At 54.5% G+C, this 17,921-nt stretch carries 18 protein-coding genes; 6 read left to right on the forward strand and 12 right to left on the reverse strand.

Annotation, left to right across the window (positions count from 1 at the left end):
- Positions 1–39: 39 nt before the first annotated feature.
- A complete protein-coding gene (locus tag ACLTXB_RS05365) occupies positions 40–891 on the reverse strand; it encodes an undecaprenyl-diphosphate phosphatase (RefSeq protein WP_110440898.1) in 852 nt (283 codons plus the stop codon).
- Between the two features lie 281 nt (positions 892–1,172).
- Between ACLTXB_RS05365 and bioB the strand changes: the two genes are divergently transcribed.
- A complete protein-coding gene (gene bioB, locus ACLTXB_RS05370; RefSeq protein ID WP_428226287.1) occupies positions 1,173–2,141 on the forward strand; it encodes a biotin synthase BioB in 969 nt (322 codons plus the stop codon).
- 3 nt (positions 2,142–2,144) lie between these two features.
- Here bioB and ACLTXB_RS05375 read toward each other — a convergent pair whose 3' ends face one another.
- Positions 2,145–2,690 carry a tocopherol cyclase family protein gene (locus tag ACLTXB_RS05375; RefSeq protein ID WP_428226322.1) on the reverse strand — a complete coding sequence of 182 codons (546 nt, stop codon included), beginning with the start codon at positions 2,688–2,690 and terminating at the stop codon, positions 2,145–2,147.
- Here ACLTXB_RS05375 and ACLTXB_RS05380 point away from each other — a divergent pair.
- The 5 genes from ACLTXB_RS05380 (at position 2,577) to ACLTXB_RS05400 (ending at position 5,328) form a co-directional block, all read left to right on the forward strand.
- Positions 2,577–3,020 carry a hypothetical protein gene (locus ACLTXB_RS05380; protein ID WP_428226324.1) on the forward strand — a complete coding sequence of 148 codons (444 nt, stop codon included), beginning with the start codon at positions 2,577–2,579 and terminating at the stop codon, positions 3,018–3,020. The genes ACLTXB_RS05375 and ACLTXB_RS05380 overlap by 114 nt on opposite strands.
- Positions 3,021–3,206: 186 nt before the next feature.
- Entirely contained in the window at positions 3,207–3,854 is a 648-nt protein-coding gene (locus ACLTXB_RS05385; protein ID WP_428226288.1) for a YczE/YyaS/YitT family protein, read from the forward strand.
- Positions 3,855–3,976: 122 nt separating this feature from the next.
- Positions 3,977–4,309, forward strand: coding sequence for a cytochrome C biogenesis protein (locus ACLTXB_RS05390; protein WP_428226289.1), 333 nt, complete (start codon positions 3,977–3,979; stop codon positions 4,307–4,309).
- A 42-nt stretch (positions 4,310–4,351) separates the two neighbouring features.
- Positions 4,352–4,744 carry a (deoxy)nucleoside triphosphate pyrophosphohydrolase gene (locus ACLTXB_RS05395; protein ID WP_428226290.1) on the forward strand — a complete coding sequence of 131 codons (393 nt, stop codon included), beginning with the start codon at positions 4,352–4,354 and terminating at the stop codon, positions 4,742–4,744.
- Positions 4,741–5,328: a 3'-5' exonuclease gene (locus ACLTXB_RS05400; RefSeq protein WP_428226291.1), complete on the forward strand. Its 588-nt coding sequence runs from the start codon at positions 4,741–4,743 to the stop codon at positions 5,326–5,328. The genes ACLTXB_RS05395 and ACLTXB_RS05400 overlap by 4 nt, the downstream gene beginning before the upstream one ends.
- Here the strand turns inward: ACLTXB_RS05400 and ACLTXB_RS05405 are convergent.
- The 10 genes from ACLTXB_RS05405 to ACLTXB_RS05450 form a co-directional block, all read right to left on the reverse strand.
- A complete protein-coding gene (locus tag ACLTXB_RS05405) occupies positions 5,317–6,708 on the reverse strand; it encodes an MATE family efflux transporter (RefSeq protein WP_428226292.1) in 1,392 nt (463 codons plus the stop codon). The genes ACLTXB_RS05400 and ACLTXB_RS05405 overlap by 12 nt on opposite strands.
- A gap of 76 nt (positions 6,709–6,784) precedes the next feature.
- Positions 6,785–7,024, reverse strand: a complete 240-nt coding sequence (locus tag ACLTXB_RS05410) for a hypothetical protein (RefSeq protein WP_428226293.1) — start codon at positions 7,022–7,024, stop codon at positions 6,785–6,787.
- A 187-nt stretch (positions 7,025–7,211) separates the two neighbouring features.
- Positions 7,212–8,003, reverse strand: a complete 792-nt coding sequence (locus ACLTXB_RS05415) for an EFR1 family ferrodoxin (protein WP_428226294.1) — start codon at positions 8,001–8,003, stop codon at positions 7,212–7,214.
- Positions 8,004–8,171: 168 nt separating this feature from the next.
- Positions 8,172–9,824, reverse strand: coding sequence for an ABC transporter permease subunit (locus tag ACLTXB_RS05420; protein ID WP_110440889.1), 1,653 nt, complete (start codon positions 9,822–9,824; stop codon positions 8,172–8,174).
- A 15-nt stretch (positions 9,825–9,839) separates the two neighbouring features.
- A complete protein-coding gene (locus ACLTXB_RS05425) occupies positions 9,840–11,348 on the reverse strand; it encodes a sugar ABC transporter ATP-binding protein (protein ID WP_428226295.1) in 1,509 nt (502 codons plus the stop codon).
- Positions 11,349–11,549: 201 nt separating this feature from the next.
- Positions 11,550–12,842, reverse strand: coding sequence for a substrate-binding domain-containing protein (locus tag ACLTXB_RS05430; RefSeq protein WP_428226296.1), 1,293 nt, complete (start codon positions 12,840–12,842; stop codon positions 11,550–11,552).
- A gap of 176 nt (positions 12,843–13,018) precedes the next feature.
- A complete protein-coding gene (locus tag ACLTXB_RS05435) occupies positions 13,019–13,999 on the reverse strand; it encodes a substrate-binding domain-containing protein (protein WP_428226297.1) in 981 nt (326 codons plus the stop codon).
- Entirely contained in the window at positions 13,986–15,704 is a 1,719-nt protein-coding gene (locus tag ACLTXB_RS05440; protein ID WP_428226298.1) for a sensor histidine kinase, read from the reverse strand. Before ACLTXB_RS05440 ends, ACLTXB_RS05435 begins: the two co-directional genes overlap by 14 nt.
- Positions 15,701–16,978 carry a response regulator gene (locus tag ACLTXB_RS05445; protein WP_428226299.1) on the reverse strand — a complete coding sequence of 426 codons (1,278 nt, stop codon included), beginning with the start codon at positions 16,976–16,978 and terminating at the stop codon, positions 15,701–15,703. Before ACLTXB_RS05445 ends, ACLTXB_RS05440 begins: the two co-directional genes overlap by 4 nt.
- A gap of 80 nt (positions 16,979–17,058) precedes the next feature.
- The gene (locus ACLTXB_RS05450) at positions 17,059–17,631 is read right to left on the reverse strand and encodes a hypothetical protein (RefSeq protein WP_428226300.1); all 573 of its coding nucleotides are present in this window, start codon (positions 17,629–17,631) and stop codon (positions 17,059–17,061) included.
- Between the last annotated feature and the right edge of the window lie 290 nt (positions 17,632–17,921).

A 17,921-nucleotide genomic window follows, 5' to 3' on the forward strand; every position in this document is an offset into this window, starting at 1 on the left:
GCTCCAACTTGGAGCGGACATTTTTTATCCAAACCAGTGTTATGCCACCAGCGCACGAATACCGAAAAACAGCAGGACCAGAATACCCAGGACGATGCGGTACCAGCCAAAGGGCTTGAAGTCGTGCTTTTTCACAAAGTCCATCAGGAAACGGATGCACAACAGGGAGACTACAAAAGAGACGATAAAGCCTACCGCCAGGATAGCGGCCTCCGGACCGGTAAAGAGAGCCTCGCCAGCAGCGATCTTCTCGGCGAAGAACTTGCCCAGCTTCAGGACGCTCACACCCACCATGGTGGGGATGGCCAGGAAGAAGGAGAACTCCGCAGCCACAGGCCGGGCACAGCCCAAAATGATAGCGCCCAAAATGGTAGCGCCAGAGCGGGAAGTGCCGGGAATGATGGACAGGGCCTGGAACAGGCCGATGCACAGGGCAATCTGCCAGGTGAGGTCGCTGGTGCGGCGGATAGCAGGGGTGCGGCGGCGATCCTCGATAATGAGGAAGCCCACGCCGTAGACGATCAGAGCAGCGGCTACCACCCAGGGGTTCATCAGATGCTCATCCATCCAGTCATTGAGGGGGAGACCAATGACGGCAGAGGGGATGCAGGCCAGAACCACCAGGCCCCACAGGGTCCAGGTCTGCCGCTTCTGATGGGAAGATTTCCGGGGAGAGAAGGGGTTGAGCTTATGGAAAAACAGCACGAGTACGGCTAAAATCGCGCCCAGCTGGATCACGTAGCGGTACATATCCATAAACTCGGTGGTGACATTCAGCTTGATGAATTCATCTACCAGAATGAGGTGGCCGGTGGAACTGATGGGCAGCCACTCGGTGATGCCCTCCACCACGCCCAGGAAGAAGGACTTCAGCAGCTCAACAATCAACATGGCAAAATTCCTTTCCAACGTATGTCGTTTTCGCTGTGCCTGTTACAAACACATTAACCGAGTGGAAAGTATAACACGGGGAAAGGAAAGAAACAAGGGCAAATAGTCCATTCTTTTCTTAAAAATTGTATAAAAACAGACATGGCCGTACCAGGAGAAATGCTGCGGCAAAGCACAAATGAAAACCAAAATAGAATAGAGGTTGACAATCTGCTGCCGAAGAATTAAACTTAAATGTAAACCAAGAAAATAAAATGTTTACAAACAGGAGGGGCAGAGCCATGAATTTTGTGGAGGAACTGAAACAGAAAGTGCTGGCCGGAGGTAAAGTGACCCGGGAAGAGGCGCTGGAGCTGGTCAGTGTTCCCTTGGAGGCGTTAAGCCAAGCGGCCGATGAGTTGCGGGAGCACTTCTGCGGTGACCGCTTTGACCTGTGTACCATCGTTAACGGCAAGTGCGGCAAATGCTCCGAGGACTGTAAATACTGTGCCCAGAGCGCCCACTACCACACCAGCCTGGAGGAGAGCTATCCGCTTCTCTCCACAGAGGAGCTGGTGAAGGGGGCCGCGGAAAATAAGCGCAAGGGCGTATTGCGCTACTCCATTGTCACCTCCGGGCGTAAGCTGTCCGACCAGGAGGTGGATCAAGCCTGTGAGAGCATCCGGGCGATCCGGGAGCAGGTGGGTATTGAAGTATGTGTTTCCTTCGGCCTGCTGGGGGAGGAGGCCTTTCGAAAGCTGAAGGAGGCGGGGGCCTCCCGGGTCCACTGTAATTTGGAGTCCTCCCGGCGTTACTTCCCCCAGGTGTGTACCACCCATACTTATAACGAGAAGATCGAGACGCTGAAAGCTGCTCAGCGGGCGGGACTGGCCGTCTGTTCCGGCGGCATCCTGGGACTGGGGGAGACGATGGAGGACCGGATCGACATGGTCCTCACCGCCCGGGAGTTGGGAGTAAAGTCCGTGCCAGTCAATCTGCTCAACCCCATTCCCGGTACACCCTATGAGCATAATCCGATCCTGACCGAGGATGAGCTGCGCCGGGTGGTAGCTATCTTCCGTTTCCTCATTCCCGACGGCAACATTCGTCTGGCAGGAGGCCGAGGCCTGCTGGAGGATAAGGGAGGGCGCTGCTTCCGTTCCGGAGCCAATGCGGCTATCTCGGGCGATATGCTGACCACCGCGGGCATTACGGTGCAGCGGGATCAGGAGATGCTGAAGGGGCTGGGGTACACGGTCCGTTTGGAGTAACCTTCAGCAGGGATACTCATATTCAAAGGAAGCTTGGCAGCTTTCTCCCGCCCAAAGAAGCTGTCCATCCTGAAACAGGTGGTACCGGGCACGGCAGGATACGTTTTCACGGATGGTTCTGCACATTTCACCTCCTTGGGGAGCGTGCAGAGGGCGGCCTTGATCAGACAGAAGTTCCGCAGTTAGCAGCAAGTCATTTTGCTTTACAGAAATTTTTCCACTTTTAACAGATAAAATCCGAGCGCCGCAATATGTGGCAAGGATTATAACCTTACTAAAAATAGACAGCACGGCGATCACACCGGGGAAGGAAATCGGGCCCAGAGGGATATCTGCGGCTGAGAGTATTAGGGAACCTTCCGGAAATAGACACTGGATCCAGAGGTAGCGGCGAGGAAAAGAGCGGCCTTGGTCCCCCTCGATATACCCCAGATCGTGATCGAAGTGATAGGTCTTTCCATTGACACAGAGTTGGCCTGTGACCGGATGCCGCATGCTGAAGACCCGGTGACGGCACTCCAAAAAGGGAACAAAGCGGAAGGGGCCCATAATATCGCCGGGAAGCGAGGCAGGCTGCCCGAAGCGGAGCTTCCCCTCCACATGGCAGTGCTGGGAATGAAGATGAAGCTCCACACCCTGAGGAGAAAAATAGTTTTGTCCCAGTTTGGCCTGGGGACGATCCCAACGGACAAGGCATCCCTCTCCGGGGAGGGGGATGTTCCAGTGTTCGTGTTCCGTGACGATCTGGATGGAACTGGTCCGCCGGCCCCGACAGGTATGAATGGCTGGAATCAAGGCCAGGGTTTGGGTGGGAGACTGGCACTTGAAGTACCAGCCGCGAAAACTGTTCCCCATAGGTTGACCTCCCAAGTGAAATAGGAGCGCTTTCCTTCCGACGTGAGGAGAGCGCTCCTGTTTATTGTTTCCGGATATCGATGGGATATTCTTCGTCCTGTCCCTGCCGCCTTGACAGAAATATGGGGAGGACTATAATAAATCTCGTTATCAAAGCTCAAGAAAGAGGTAGAAAAACCGAAGCAGAGCCGCAGGGAAGGAAGCATTGGAATGAAAACAGATGTTTTGGGGCAGGTTAAGCGGTATGTGCTCCTGTGTGTGGGGCTAACCATTATGGCCTTTGGTGTGGCCTTTTCCATTAAGGCGGGATTGGGTACCTCGCCGATTTCCAGCCTGCCCTATGTGCTCAGCCTGTTGACGCCTCTAACAGTGGGAACGGCCACCATTGCCATGCATGTGGTGCTTATTTGCCTGCAGATTTTACTTCTTCGCCGCCGATATGACCCTATTCAGCTCATGCAGCTGCCGGTGGCTCTGATCTTTGGGGTACTGACCGATTTTAGTGTCTGGGCGCTGCAGGGAGTGTCCGCCACATCCTACCCCATGCAATGGGTGCTCTGTGTGGTCGGCATTCTTCTGGTGGGTGTGGGAGTCAGCTTTGAGGTCACCGCCAACGTAGTGACACTGGCGGGCGAAGGAATGGTTCTGGCCTTATGTAAGGCGTTCCCTTTGAAATTTGCCAACACCAAAGTGGGATTTGATGTGACGCTGGTGCTTATTGCCAGTACACTGTCTCTCGTCTTCCTGGGACAGCTGGAAGGAGTGCGGGAAGGCACCGTGGCGGCGGCCATCTGCGTAGGACTGGTAGCTAAACAGGTCAACCGGCCTATGACCGCCTTTGCCAAGCGATATCTGTAAAAAAGCGGTCCAGACACAGAGACCAAGTTCTCTGCATCTGGACCGCCTTTTCATGGGTTATGGAGTATGGTACAATAAGAAAAATTATTTATGAATCATGACAGAGGGAAAGGAGCAAGGGTATGACCGAATTTTCCTGCTGCAAATTGGAGATTTTTATTCCAGAGAGCCATTTACCCGTTCTTCAACAGGCACTGCGAGAGGCAGACGCGGGACATATCGGCAGCTACGACAGCTGTCTATCTTACAGCCCGGTTACCAGTTGCTGGCGGCCCTTGACCGGGAGTGAGCCCTACCTGGGTCAGGTAGGGGCGCTGAGCACAGAGCCGGAGCTGAAGGTGGAGGTCACCTGCCGCCGGGAGAAATTGGATGAGACACTGAGAGCGGTGAAGGCTGTGCACCTCTATGAGGAGCCGGTAATCAATGTGATTCGCCTGTATCAGGTGGGAATATAAAAAGCCGCCCGGAGGCGGCATGGCATGGAAAGAGGAGAGCATATGACAGAAGTAGTGGCTGCCCTCATCTGGCAGGGAGAGCGGTTTATGATTTGCCAGCGCCCTGCGCACAAGGCCCGGGGAATGCTGTGGGAGTTTGTGGGGGGCAAGGTGGAGCCCGGAGAGAGCAAGGAACAGGCCCTGGTGCGGGAGTGCCGGGAGGAATTGGCAGTTGAAGTGGCAGTGGGTGATATCTTTCTGGAGGTCACTCATACATATCCCGACATTACAGTTCACCTTACGCTGTTTCACGCCTCCATTGTCCAAGGGGTGCCCCAGAAGCTGGAGCACAACGATATCCGCTACATTACGGTGGATGAGATTCCTAAATATGAGTTCTGCCCGGCGGATGAAGTGATCCTGCAAAAGCTCCGGCAGGAGGGAGGACGCTCATGACCGGACGGTACATTGCCTTTGATGTGGAGACGCCCAACTCTGCCAATGACCGTATTAGTGCCATTGGTGTTACCGTGGTAGAGAGGGGAGCAGTGGTGGAGCAGCACGACTACCTGGTCAATCCTGAGACCCGGTTCGCCTCTTTTAATGTGGCGCTCACCGGAATCACACCGGAGATGGTAGCAGATAAGCCCGCCTTTCCTCAGCTTTGGCAAGAGCTGGAGCCTATTTTTGACAGTGGATTGCTGATAGCCCACAACGCCCCCTTCGACATGTCGGTGCTGGCGAAATGCCTGCGGGATTATGGGATCCGTTGGCGGCCCAACGTCCCCTATGCCTGTACCTGCCAGATGAGCCGTCGTCTGCTGCCTCAGCTGCCCAATCACAAACTGAATACCCTGTGTGATTTTCTGGGTCTGGAACTGGACCACCACCGGGCGGGCAGCGACAGTCTGGCCTGTGGGGAGATCCTCCTGCACCATCTGCATTCCGGGGCAGACTTAACCCCATTTATACGTACGTATGACCTTATTGCGATTCGTACTATGCAGCCGGCCAGACGGGGCTGGGGATCACGACGCTAATGATTTGTAAGTGAAACGGATCATCAGCACGGCAATCAGAAAAGTGAGAAGATCGGAGACCGGCATGGAGTACAATTCGCCGTCCAAACCAAAAAAGACAGGCAGAAGTAATGCAAAACCGACGCCAAAGACCACTTCACGTACTGTGGACAGTACCGTGGAAGCCAGTGCCTTTCCCAGAGACTGAAGGTAGATGAAGGTGCCTTTGTTGACGCAGGCCAGGACCATCATGCACAGGTAGATGCGGAAGGACTTGATGGCAAAAGACGTATAGTAAGAGCTTTCATTGGCTGCGCCGAAGATGGAAATAAGCTGGACTGGAAAGCACTCTACAATAACCAGTGCTACCGCACCCACTGCCGCCTCTGCGAGCAGAAGGTGGGTAAACAAGCTCTTGGCCCGATCCTTTCGCCCGGCACCGATGTTAAAGCTAACGATGGGGATACAGCCTGCAGCCATCCCTACGGCGATGGAGATAACGATCTGGAAAAACTTCATTACGATGCCTACTACAGCCATGGGAATTTGGGCATACTCGGGTTGCCCGAAGATGGGGTCCAGAGCGCCGTATTGCCGAATCATATTGTTAATGGCGGCCATAGCGGCCACCAGAGAGATTTGAGAAAGCAGGCTGCACAGACCTAAGGGAATGAATTTTCCAATCAATGCCTGACGCATGCGGAAACTGTCTTTGGACAAGGATACCGCCCGCATGTGGCATAGATACCAGACAGCGAGAACTGCGGTGAGAATCTGACCCAGCACAGTGGCTACCGCGGCCCCCATCATCCCCCATTTGCATCCGAAGATAAAGACAGGATCCAAAATAATATTGACCACAGCACCGGCCAAGGTAGAGGCCATGGCAAATTTAGGACTGCCATCGGAGCGGATGATAGGGTTCATTGCCTGCCCGAACATGTAAAAGGGAACTCCCAAGGTGATATAAAAGAAGTATTCTTTGGAATGACGGAAGGTTTCGTCATTAACCCGACCGCCAAACATGGTCAGGATAGGCTCTTGGAAGAGCCGATAGATAGCGGTAAGCAATATGCTGGCCGCCAGGCAGAGAACAACGGCATTGCCAATGCTGCGGTGAGCGTTTTCTTTTTCATTTGCACCCAGGCAGATACTTACAAAGGCACAGCAGCCGTCACCAATCAGCACAGCCACAGCCAATGCTACCACAGTCAAAGGAAAGACCACGGTGTTGGCTGCATTGCCGTAGGAGCCCAGATAGGAAGCGTTAGCAATAAAAATCTGATCGACGATGTTATACAATGCAGCCACCAGCAAGGAAATAATACAGGGGATAGCATATTTCCTCATAAGTTTTCCGACTGGTTCCGTTTCCAAAAAAGAATTTGATTTCTGACCCATTTTAAATCCCTCCAAATAAAAAAGCGTGTAGCCAAGCTGGATTTATGCCATAGGCTACACGCTTTGAATTATCATGTTATTTCAGATAGTCCCCTACTGGAGCGTTGTTGTATTGTTTGATGATGCGAAGGAGAATAGAGCCATCCGGCTGTAAAACTTCAGAGAAGATCTGATACTGGACATGATTTCTCTCCAGCTGTTTTTTGTAATTCATCACTTCATTTTGTACTGCCTGTGCAGCATATTCATGCTCGACATGATCTTTTTGAAAGAAATGAAGCGTTTGACAGATACATGCTGCTCTGATTCGTTTCATAAACAGGCCTCCTGTCTCAGAATAAAAAGAAAACGTGCAGCAATCAACCGGATTTACGCCGATCTAGCTACACGTTGTAACTGTATTATATCGAAGGTTTGATAGAAATTCAAAGGTGGTTTTGAACAAAAAATCAAAAAAGCAGCAGATCAGTCGGGACCACCTTGTCAAATCAGGGGGCAAAGATTTATTGGGGGTTCTTCTCGGCTTCTGTACGGAAACGGCCGCGGCGGTATTCCGGGCACTGGTAGCGTCGTTTTCCCTGGCTGGCTCGGCCATATTCGATGGCTTGGACGGGGCAGCCATTGATACAGGCCATGCAGTGCGTACACTCCTTGCCCCACGCCGGACGCCCGTTTGCCATAGAGATAGAACCAAGGGGGCAGCTGCGTTCACATTTGCCGCAGGAGGTACAGGCATCTGATACAGAAAACGGAGAAGATTTGACAAAAAAGCGATAAAACAGCGTGTTGACAATTCCGGACTTCAGATGATCCAGTACACCTGCCTTCCGAGGAGGAAAGTCCTCGCCGTCCCGGATAGAGAGGATGGCCTTGCCCAGGGCGAACCGAGAGGCGTCTATCAACTTCTTGGACAGCTCCGGATCGGGGATGGAGAACATGGCAGTATAGTTTTCCGGCATGACCACGGAGAGGGTTCCCCGGTAGCGCAGACCGATCTGCTGGCAGAGCGCCCGGTTGTATGGCGCCGCACTTCCATTGTCTCCAGCACAGGTCATGACAAAGTAGGCGTCCCGGCTGCCGGAAAAATAACCGGAGCGAAGGATGGCCTCAAAAACTCTCGGGAGACGCCAGCTGTAAGTGGGGGCGACAAAAATCCAGGGTTTTGTGGAGGTCAGCTCCAGTGCAATACCATCCCGGATAAAGTGAAAGGTGTCCAGCAGCTCATCTTCCAGCTTATCTGCCAGCATTTTGGCGCAGTAGCGGCTGTTACCAGTGCCGCTGAAATAGACGATCATAGTATATTCACCTCAAAACTGTTGTCTGCGATTTGTCCACAGTATAACAGATTTTCCGGCGGCTGGGAATAGAAAACAGGGAGAGGGACTTCTTTCTATCAAAAGGACGGAAAAAGGACGGCCTGAGACGTGGTCTCAGGCCGTCCTGATTTACTTGGCAGGGAAGAATTACTTCTTCTGCACGTACTTCAAGCAGTCCAGGGTCACGGCGACCAGAATGATGATGCCGGAGAAAACGAACTGCAGGTTGGTGTCGATACCCAGAATAGTCAGGGAGTAGGTCAGAGCGGTGAAGATGAACACGCCCACGACCACGCCGGAGATCTTACCGATACCGCCGGTGAAGGAGATACCACCGACCACGCAGGCGGCGATGGCGTCCATTTCCCAGCCCTGGCCGTAAGCGGCGGAGCCAGAACCCACCATGCGGATACACTCCAGCCAAGAGCCGAAGCCATACAGGATACCAGCCATTACGAAGGCACCCACGGTGACCAGGAACACGGAGATACCGGATACGGAAGCGGCCTCAGGGTTGCCGCCTACGGCGTACAGGTTCTTACCAAAGGTGGTCTTGTTCCAGATGAACCACACAATGATGATGGCAGCCACGGCCCACAGAATGATGGTGGGGAACTTGCCGATGCGGGGGATGATCATGCTGGGGATGCTGGGATCAATGGCACCGAAGGAGACACCCTTGGTAGAGTAGGTGACCAGACCGAAGATGACCAGCATGTTGGCCATGGTGGAGATGAAGGGGTGCATCTTGAACTTTGCGGTGAAGAAGCCGGCGATGGTGGTAAAGATGGTGCACAGCACGATACAAACCACCAGAGCCAGAAGAATGCGGGCCACCACAGGCAGGCCGGTAAAGTCAAAGATATGACCAAATACAGAGCCGGTGTTGATGCCCTGGTGCATGATGATGGTGGCGGCCGTCATGCCCATACCAACCATACGGCCGATGGACAGGTCGGTGCCGGCCAGCAGGATCAGGCCGGCCACGCCGAGAGCCAGGAACATTCTGGGAGAGGCCTGCTGAAGGATGTTCAGCACGTTGTTCATCGTCAGCAGCTGAGTGTTCTTGACGATGGGGGTGATGATACAAAGGGCGATGAAGATGACAATGATGGCAAGATACAGGCCGTTTTTCAGGAAGAAGTCCCGCTTATTGAAAGTGTACTTATAGTTCTCCCACTTCTGGGCCATGGTCTCGCCGAAGGTGAACTTGGACATGCGGAGCATGTCGATCAGGTGATACTTGTAATCGAACGCAGCGTGCTGCCGATCCTTGACCTGCTGGAGGTCCTTGGCCAGGGTCATCTTGGCGTCGAAGAGACGGTTTTTGTGAACGTACTTCTCGTCCTTGATTTCGTGCTGGTCAGTGAGCTTGGACAGGGTAGCCTGATGCTCCTTGTTGAGCTCAGCCACAGCGGCCTGGTACTTCTCCTGAGCGGCGACTTTTTCATTGCGGCAGCTGGCCAGCAGGGGCTGGTAGTACTCTGCGTCGTAATGGGCCTTCAGGTAGCTCTCCGCGTCAGCGATCAGCTTGGAGATCTCGGCCTTGTTCTGGTTCTCTACCGCCTTGGCTGCTTCCAGCTCTTTCTTCAGCTGAGCAGCGCGGGCTTCCTTCTCCTGAGCGGTATAGATGCGGTCCCGCTTCAGGTTATCCAGGGTGCTCTGGATGTCAATGACTCTGTCGGTGCCGTCCACCCGCAGAGCATCAATTTTCGCTTGGATGCCGCCGACGTATTCGTCGATGGGCTGGCGCAGCTTCAGTTCCTGCTCCGCCGTAAGAATCTTGTTTTCTGTTGCCATATGCAATATCTCCCGTTATAGGTATTTTGCACTGAGCCGCAAAAGCTCTTCCTGATTGGTCTCCTTGGTGTTTACAATGCCGGAGAGATGTCCGTTGGACATAACGCCGATGCGGTTGGTGATACCCAGGATCTCGGGCATCTCCGAGGAGACTACGATGATGGTCTTGCCCTGTTTAGCCATTTTGATGATCAAGTCATAGATCTCATACTTGGCACCTACGTCAATACCGCGGGTGGGCTCATCCATCATAAAGACCTGGGGTTCCCGCTCCAGCCACTTACCAAAGATGACCTTCTGCTGGTTGCCGCCGGAGAGGCTGGAGATCATATCGTCCGGTCCCATACACTTGGTGTGCATGATCTTGATCTCCTTGTTGGTGGCTTTGACCATCTTGGGATTGGACAGGGCCAGACCGGCCTTGTATTGATTCAGGTTTGCAATGGTGGTATTGAAGGTGAGGTCGCACTTAAGGAACAGACCGTTGGCCTTACGTTCCTCGGTGATCATAGCGAACCCGTGTTCAATGGCCTCCTTTGCGTTGCTGAAGTTCATCAGACGGTTTTTAAAGTAAACGCGGCCCGCTGCACGGGTACGCACGCCGAAGATGGTCTCCAGCAGCTCGGTACGGCCGGCGCCTACCAGGCCATACAGGCCAAAAATTTCGCCTTCCTTTACATCGAAGGTCACGTCCTGCAAATGAGGGGCATACTTGGTGGAGAGGTGCTGGACGGACAAAATCGTATCGCCCGGCGTGTTGTCCACCGGAGGGAAGCGGCTCTCCAGGGAGCGGCCCACCATGGCGGAGATCAGCTCGTTCATGTTGGTGTCCTTGGAGTTCTTTGTCATGACCAGATTGCCGTCCCGCAAAACGGAGATCTCATCGCAGATTTCAAAGATCTCATCCATCTTGTGGGAGATGTAGATCAGGGAGATACCCTGAGACTTCAGCATCCGCATCATTTCAAACAGCTTATCGACCTCCTGAACCGTCAGGGAGGAGGTGGGCTCGTCCAAAACGATGACCTGGGAGTTGTAGGAGATTGCCTTGGCAATCTCACACATCTGCCGCTGAGAAACGGACATGTTCCGCATGGGCTGGGTGAGGTTCACCGTCATGCCAAGCTTACGGAACAGCTCGGAAGCTTTCTTCTTCATTCTGCCCTCATCCACTACGCCCAGCGAATTAGTGGGGTAGCGGCCCAGGAACAGGTTGTCGATGACATTCCGTTCCAGGCACTGGTTCAGCTCCTGGTGAACCATGGCGATTCCATTTTCCAAGGCGTCCTTGGGGCCGGAAAAACTGATTTCCTTGCCGTTTAAGTAAATTTTTCCCTCGTCCTTCTGATAGGTGCCGAACAGGCATTTCATCATCGTCGATTTACCGGCGCCGTTTTCACCCATCAATCCCATTACGGTTCCCCGTTTGATGTCCAGATTGATGTGGTCGAGCACCCGGTTACGACCGAAAGACTTGCTCATACCTCGTATTGACAGGACAATATCGTCTTTCGCATCTGCCATTCTCGTTACTCCTGTTTAAACATATTAGCAGTTTCAGCGAAAAATCTGATTCTGCCGAATGGTTCGTTTCAAAGTCGCTATTAGGGAGAAGGGTTCCCGCCGGACGGAGAGTGCTTTCTCCCGAACGGAGAATTCCTTCTCCCTAATAGCTAATGGTTACATGTTCTTAATAAAGATGGACAAATCGTCCATGCCGCTGAATTACTGGTTCAGCAGAGCGGTGTAGGAAGCAGCGTTGTCGGTCTTCACCATGTTGATGGCGAAAGCGTCATAAGCGCTGGGGTTGGACAGACGGTTGGTGATGTTGGACTCGGTCTGGCCGTCGCCGTCCACGTACTCGACCTTCAGGTTCAGCAGGTCGTCATACTTCTGCAGCAGGGGCTTATAGGTGGAGCCCAGGAAGTTATCGGCGGCGTTGTAGGTGTTCAGCCACACGGACTTCTCGGCGTGCTTGGTAGCATCCAGCTGGTTGGAAACGGGAGCGTAGGTCACGGTGGAGTCCAGGAAGTCCTTGTAGTTCTCGGCGGTGACAGCCACGTTCAGAGCGTAGTAGGAGCGCTCCTCAGCCACGTACTTGTACACGTCGGAGCTGAGCACGTTGCCGGCGTCATCCTCGGTGCCGATACCGGTGTCGATGTCCACACCGTCCAGAGCGTTACGCAGGACGCGCAGGGTCAGGTAAGCCTGAACGTCAGCGTGCTGGCTGATGGTGCCGCCGTAACCTTCCGCGATAGCGGCAACGGCGTCGGAGTTGGCGTCATAGCCGAAGGTGGGAACCTTGTTCTCCTTGGACCAAGCGTTGAACATGGACATGCCCATGCCGTCGTTGTTGGAAGCGATGATGTCGATCTGCTCACCGAAGGAAGCGGACCAGGTGCCGATGGCGTTACCGGCGGTGGCGGCGTCCCAAGTGGCGCCGGCGGAGTTCTTCATCTCCTGAGAGGCCAGCTCACGCACGGTGTAGGACTTGCCGTCGACCTCGATGGTGCCGTCCTTAACAGCAGTAGCGGTGCCGTCCACGTTGGTGCCGACGGGGGAGCTGTCGGTGGCGCCGTCCTTCTCAACGGCAGTGCCCAGAGCGTTACGCACGCCGCGGGTACGGGCGATGGAGTCGTTGTGGCCGATGTCGCCGATGGCCAGCACGTAGCCGATCACGCCGTCGCCGTTGCGGTCGATCTCAACGCCGTCCTTGATGGCCTTCTCGAGGTATTCCTTGATCATCTGGCCCTGGAGCTCAGCGCCCTGGTTGGCGTCGAAGCCCACGTAGTAGGTCTTGTCGTTGAACTGCAGAGCGTTCATGTCCAGCTCGCCGGTGGAGCTATTGGAGGGCTGGCGGTTGTACCAGACAACGGGCTTGTCCTTGTTGGCTACGGTGGTGCTGTCGCCGCCGCTGCCGGAGCCGGAACCAGAGGCGGAGCTGCCGCCGCTGCTGCCGCAGGCAGCCAGGCCAAGAACCATAGTAGCAGCCAGGGTCAGTGCAAGAGCTTTCTTCATAATGATTCTCCTTTTCTGTGTAAATTGTATAGAGTCTTTCCTGTTGACTCCATCTCACATGTTTAATTTTATTAAAAGACAACTGGAAAAACAAGTATAAATTTCACCGAAAGAAGGGTAAAAAATTATGCCAATACAACAATGTGCCAAAACATAATGAAAAGAAATTGTGCGTTTTACTCAATGGTTCGCTGCTCAAAAGCGAACAGCGCTTTTTGGCTGTCCATGGTAAACAGGTTGCGTCGATCCACAATTTTGGTAGAAGTGTCCACCGTGCGCTCCAGAGAGGAGCCTTGGCCGGAGAGCAGTTTATAAGCACTTTCCACCCCTAAATAGCCCATAGCGTAGGGATTTTGAACAATCAGAGCATCAACGCTGCCCTCCTGAAGCCCGTCCACTGTGGCGACGTTGGAGTCAAAGCCCACCAGAAATACGTCCTCGGAGAGGCCAAGAGACTCCACCGCATTGGCAGCACCCACGCTGGTGGGTTCGTTGAAAGCCAGCAGGACGTTGATCTGCGGATATTTTTCCAAAAGTGCGGTGGTGTCGGATTGGGCATGGCTGGCCTCAGCCAGCGTGTTGACGATCCCGACAATCTCCGCCCGGCCGCTCTGGGTGAAGGTGTCGACTGCGCCCTGTTCCCGTTCCTGGCCGTTGGCGCTGCTGATATCATAGTTGATAATGCCAACCTTGAGGGGACCGCTGATCCGGTCCAGGGCCGATTGGGCAGCCATCTGTCCGGCGGCATAGTTATCCGTACCGATATAAGTACTCACCGCGCTGGAAGCTACGTTGCTGTCGATGGCTACGATCTGGACCCCTGCCTGGGCGGCGGCGTCGATAGCAGCGGCGTTGTTCTCGTAGTCGATGGCGGAGAAGACCAGGGCTTCCGCGCCCGCGTCCACTGCATTGGCCACCATTTGGTTTTGGGTTTCGTAGTCCTCCTCGGCCTTGGGACCGGTGATGATGAGTTCCACGTTATATTCTGTGGCGGCGGCCTCCGCTCCGGCAAAGACGGACAGCCAGAACTCAGTCTGGGTGGACTTGGCGACAATGGCCACCGTGTGCTGGGAGGAGGGAGCGATGCTTGCGGTGCAGCCGCACAGTAGGAAAAGAGTCAGCGCCGTACTCAGAACGGCCCATTTATTTTGCTTCATAGTTTCCCTCCTGTATCTTGGGCATGCGGATCTCTACACAGGTACCCACATCCAGCTCACTGGTGATATGCAGACCGTATTGTTTGCCAAAGTAGATTTTCAGACGGTCGTTGACATTCTTGATTCCAATGCCGGTGCGGTCCTTGGGGCCGTGCCGGAGAATGGAGTCGATCTGCTCGGAACTCATGCCCACACCGTTATCCTGAACGGAGAACACGATGTCCTCTCCATCCTGCCGCACCTGTACGAGGATGACTCCTTCGTCCACCAGCAGATCCAGACCGTGGTTAATGGCATTTTCAATGATGGGCTGGAGGGTGATCTTATTGCAGTAGTAATCCAGACAATCCGGGTCCACATCAAACTGATAGGTGAACTGGTTTTTATAGCGATATTTTTGAATTTGCAGGTAGCTCTCGGCGTGTTCGATCTCTTTGGAGATGGGGATCAGCTCGTGTCCTTTGCTGATGCTGATCCGGAACAGCCGGGCCAGGGCGTGGACCATTTTTACCGCATCGGCGTTGCGTCCCTGCTCACACATCCAGGCAATGGAATCCAGTGTGTTGTATAAAAAGTGTGGGTTAATCTGGGCCTGGAGAGCTTTCAGCTCTGTTTTGCGCAGGTTGACCTCCTCCTCGCGTACGGTGGACATGAGCTGCTGAATGCGCAGCACCATGTGGCCGAAGGAGTCGGACAATTCCCGCACCTCCCGGGTGCCGCCCACAGGCCGGTAGGTAAAGTGGTCGGCGTCAGCCTCAAAGCTCTCCATAGCAGAAGCCAGCCCGCGCAGGGGGCGGTCCAGCAGACGGGAGAGCAGCCAGCTGGTGAGCAGAGCGGAAACCAGCACGACCACTGCAAGCATGGCGGACAGACGGATCATATCCCGCACGTTGCGGTTGACCAACTCGTCAACATAGCTGACGCCCACAATGCGCCAATCGCTGCCCGCCACACTGGTCAGACAGTAGATGACCGTATCGTCCACATAGGTGCCATCCCTCAGGGCGGAGAGTGCCTCGGTATCTTCCGATTTCAGGCCCGCGTACAGCAGCTGCTGCTGGGGGTGATAGATGATGTTGCCGTCCCGGTCGATGAGAAAGCAGTAGCCCCGCTGGCCGATGCTTACATTATTAATGTAACTGGAGATGCTGGAAAAGCTCAGGTCCAGAGAGACCCAGGCGGCCTCGCCGCCCTGGTCCAGGGGAGCGGTCATGGTGACCACCCAGGGGTAGTAACTCTCAAAAATGGTCTCCACGTGGGGAGCGGTCATGTAGGCAGTTTGAGACTTGAGCGCCTTTTCCAGGTTAAAGGAGAGATTTTGGTAGATGTTCTCCTTTGGCTGTCGGCCGGGAGACCAGCAGTCCAACAGGGTTCCTTGGGCGGAATAGCTGGTGACAGCCACCACGTCGGGGCGGAACTCCAGAAATGCGGCCAGCAGTTCATCCCGGTCGCTCTCATGCTCCAGCATGGACTGCTTGACCAAAGTCATGGCCTGGTCCATGTCTTGCAGATAGTTGCCCACCGTGTTGGATACCTGGGAAACTGCCTGGGCGCTGCTGGTGCGGGCGCTCTGAACCATGGCGCTGCGGTAGCGGTCTAAAAACAGAAAGATACAGCAGCACAGGATAATGGCTACCACACCCACTACCATGGAGACCAGAATAGTGGTAATTCGTACTCCGGTGCGGGGAGCGTTCTGTTTCAAGAGGGCTCACCCGCCTTTTCCAGGTCCAGGCGGCGGCGCATGGCGTTGGGGGACTCGCCGCAGTACTTTTTAAAGCAGTAGCTGAAGTAGTGCTGATCGGTGTAGCCGCACCGCTGGGCAATCTCCTGGATTTTCAGGGAGGAGGTGCTCAGCAGATCCCGGGCGGCCTCCATACGCTTGCGGATGAGGATGTTGATAAAGGTCTCGCCGGCATATTTTTTGATGCAGGCGCTGAGATGGTTGGGGCTGACGTCCAGCATCCCGCTCAGCGACACCAGAGAGAGGTCCGCATCCATATAGTATTGGTCCAGAGTATCCAGCGCCCGCTTGCACAGCAGATTGCCCCCTTTGACGGCGGGGGCCAGGTCGCTGATAAACTGAGCGCCGGCTTCAGTCTTATCCCCTTGGCGCAGAGCTTCCATGGCTTCCCGGTAGGCGTCATGCAGTGCGGAGAGGGAGTTGGCGGGACGGCTCACGCCGATGCGGCAGCGCTTGCCCAGAACACGGGAGGCCATCTGGGGGATCTCATCAGCCAGGATGTGCAGGTACTCCTCGAAATCGGAGGGGTTGCCCAGCAGCACTGAGATGACCTTGCCGGAGGCAAAAAAGCTGGAGCCGCGGAGATATTTTTCCGAGAGGGTATGCACCGAGGACGGAAAGGAGGGGTCCGTACAGTTGGAGCCGTCCTCATTGAGGAGGATGGATACCATGACCGTGTAGTAGGGGCGGTCATCGGCATCCCGCAGCAGGCCGCACTGCCGGGCCAGAGCCTCGGCCTGGGCCGCGCCGTCCGGATCTGGATAGTCGTCCAGAACCAGAGGCATAAGAAAGGCGGCCCGCAGGTCCTGTTCGTCTGCGCGGGGAACCGCCTGACGAAAGAGGGCGAACTGGGCATCGATCTTTTGGCGGATGTTGCGCAGCTCCGCGCCCAGGCCTTCCAGGGTCAGCGGCTTGAGCATATAGCTGATGATGTTGTACTGGATGGCCTGCTTGGCGTACTCAAAGTCGTCGTAGCCGCTGAGAAAGGCGATGTTGGTGGCGGGGCGGATCTCACGCACCTGCCGCGCCAGTTCGATGCCAGAGATAAAGGGCATGCGGATGTCGGTCAGCAGCAGGTCGGGTTCGTGCTTTTCTACCAGCTGGAGGGCGTCCAGACCGTTGCTGGCATTTCCTACCAGGCAAAACCCGTAGTCTTCCCAGGGAATCATGGTACATACGGCTTCCCGAAGTTCATCCTCGTCATCGGCGACGATCACAGTGTAGAGTGCGGCCATTTTCATCGATCCTTTCTGTTGTGGGGAAATGGGAAGTCAGCGGCTCCGCTGTTTTAATAAAGGTGTAGAGTGCGGCCTGTTTAATTTCCGCTTTGGCTGCCAGAGCCGGTCCGGGTCAAATTGAGCCCGTGCTCTCCAATCTCAAGGGAGCCGTCTTTCAGGGAGATAAAGGGAGAAAATTCCACCGTATCCCCCTGATAGGTAAGCTGTATGGTAGCGTCAGAGAAAATATCGCTGACGTTGCACTGAATGATAAACGGTTCACAATCGGGGTCGTGATAGAACAGGGTGCGTTCGGAGGTCTCCAGGTCATTTTTGTAGAGGGAGAGCTCCATGCCGGAGTAGCGGGGGATCACCAGATAGTAATCGCCGGAGGAGAGATAGTGGACCGGGATGTCTTCGCTGTCCAGATATTGCTGGACGTAGTAGTCCAGATCTTCGATCTGCTGATAACCCAGATGGGCCACTGCATAACTTTGCCCGTCGGAAAAGGGGATGGCATCCTGTTTGCTACTCTCGCTCTGGGAGGACGGATGGGAGGAGCTGGAGGGAGCAGAACTTGGGGTGCTGGAAGAGCCGGGATTGGTGCTTGTGCAGCCGGCTAGCAGAAGTCCGGAAAGAAGAACGGCTGTGAAGGAAAGATTCCATTTCATATGCGGTACCTCATAGTATTTGGGCGGAAAAGCCCCTTGTGGAAGGAAAAGCCGTGCAGGGATCTGCACGGCTGGCTGAGGTCAGGCGAAAGGCCTGCCGATTCCTCTTTATCATAACAAGAAATTTACCACAATACAACCGCATCTTCCCGATAAAATAACCTTAATAGAACTTAAGATGAAATTAAGAGATCCTTTCTTGGTGTGTAAGGGGCGGGTTGTTATACTGTTAAAAAACAGTCGAGGAGCATGTTATGGAATTTGCCTGCAAAACGGTCTATGATCACAAG

Source organism: Flintibacter sp., from assembly GCF_046973065.1.

Bases quoted from the DNA above. Each gene is read 5' to 3' on its own strand.
- ACLTXB_RS05425 (WP_428226295.1), bottom strand. From the start codon at position 11,348: ATGGCAGATGCGAAAGACGATATTGTCCTGTCAATACGAGGTATGAGC.
- ACLTXB_RS05450 (WP_428226300.1), bottom strand. From the start codon at position 17,631: ATGAAATGGAATCTTTCCTTCACAGCCGTTCTTCTTTCCGGACTTCTG.
- ACLTXB_RS05375 (WP_428226322.1), bottom strand. From the start codon at position 2,690: ATGGGCCCCTTCCGCTTTGTTCCCTTTTTGGAGTGCCGTCACCGGGTC.
- ACLTXB_RS05390 (WP_428226289.1), top strand. From the start codon at position 3,977: ATGACCGAATTTTCCTGCTGCAAATTGGAGATTTTTATTCCAGAGAGC.
- bioB (WP_428226287.1), top strand. From the start codon at position 1,173: ATGAATTTTGTGGAGGAACTGAAACAGAAAGTGCTGGCCGGAGGTAAA.
- ACLTXB_RS05430 (WP_428226296.1), bottom strand. From the start codon at position 12,842: ATGAAGAAAGCTCTTGCACTGACCCTGGCTGCTACTATGGTTCTTGGC.
- ACLTXB_RS05435 (WP_428226297.1), bottom strand. From the start codon at position 13,999: ATGAAGCAAAATAAATGGGCCGTTCTGAGTACGGCGCTGACTCTTTTC.
- ACLTXB_RS05385 (WP_428226288.1), top strand. From the start codon at position 3,207: ATGAAAACAGATGTTTTGGGGCAGGTTAAGCGGTATGTGCTCCTGTGT.
- ACLTXB_RS05420 (WP_110440889.1), bottom strand. From the start codon at position 9,824: ATGGCAACAGAAAACAAGATTCTTACGGCGGAGCAGGAACTGAAGCTG.
- ACLTXB_RS05395 (WP_428226290.1), top strand. From the start codon at position 4,352: ATGACAGAAGTAGTGGCTGCCCTCATCTGGCAGGGAGAGCGGTTTATG.
- ACLTXB_RS05445 (WP_428226299.1), bottom strand. From the start codon at position 16,978: ATGGCCGCACTCTACACTGTGATCGTCGCCGATGACGAGGATGAACTT.
- ACLTXB_RS05415 (WP_428226294.1), bottom strand. From the start codon at position 8,003: ATGATCGTCTATTTCAGCGGCACTGGTAACAGCCGCTACTGCGCCAAA.
- ACLTXB_RS05365 (WP_110440898.1), bottom strand. From the start codon at position 891: ATGTTGATTGTTGAGCTGCTGAAGTCCTTCTTCCTGGGCGTGGTGGAG.
- ACLTXB_RS05405 (WP_428226292.1), bottom strand. From the start codon at position 6,708: ATGGGTCAGAAATCAAATTCTTTTTTGGAAACGGAACCAGTCGGAAAA.
- ACLTXB_RS05410 (WP_428226293.1), bottom strand. From the start codon at position 7,024: ATGAAACGAATCAGAGCAGCATGTATCTGTCAAACGCTTCATTTCTTT.
- ACLTXB_RS05400 (WP_428226291.1), top strand. From the start codon at position 4,741: ATGACCGGACGGTACATTGCCTTTGATGTGGAGACGCCCAACTCTGCC.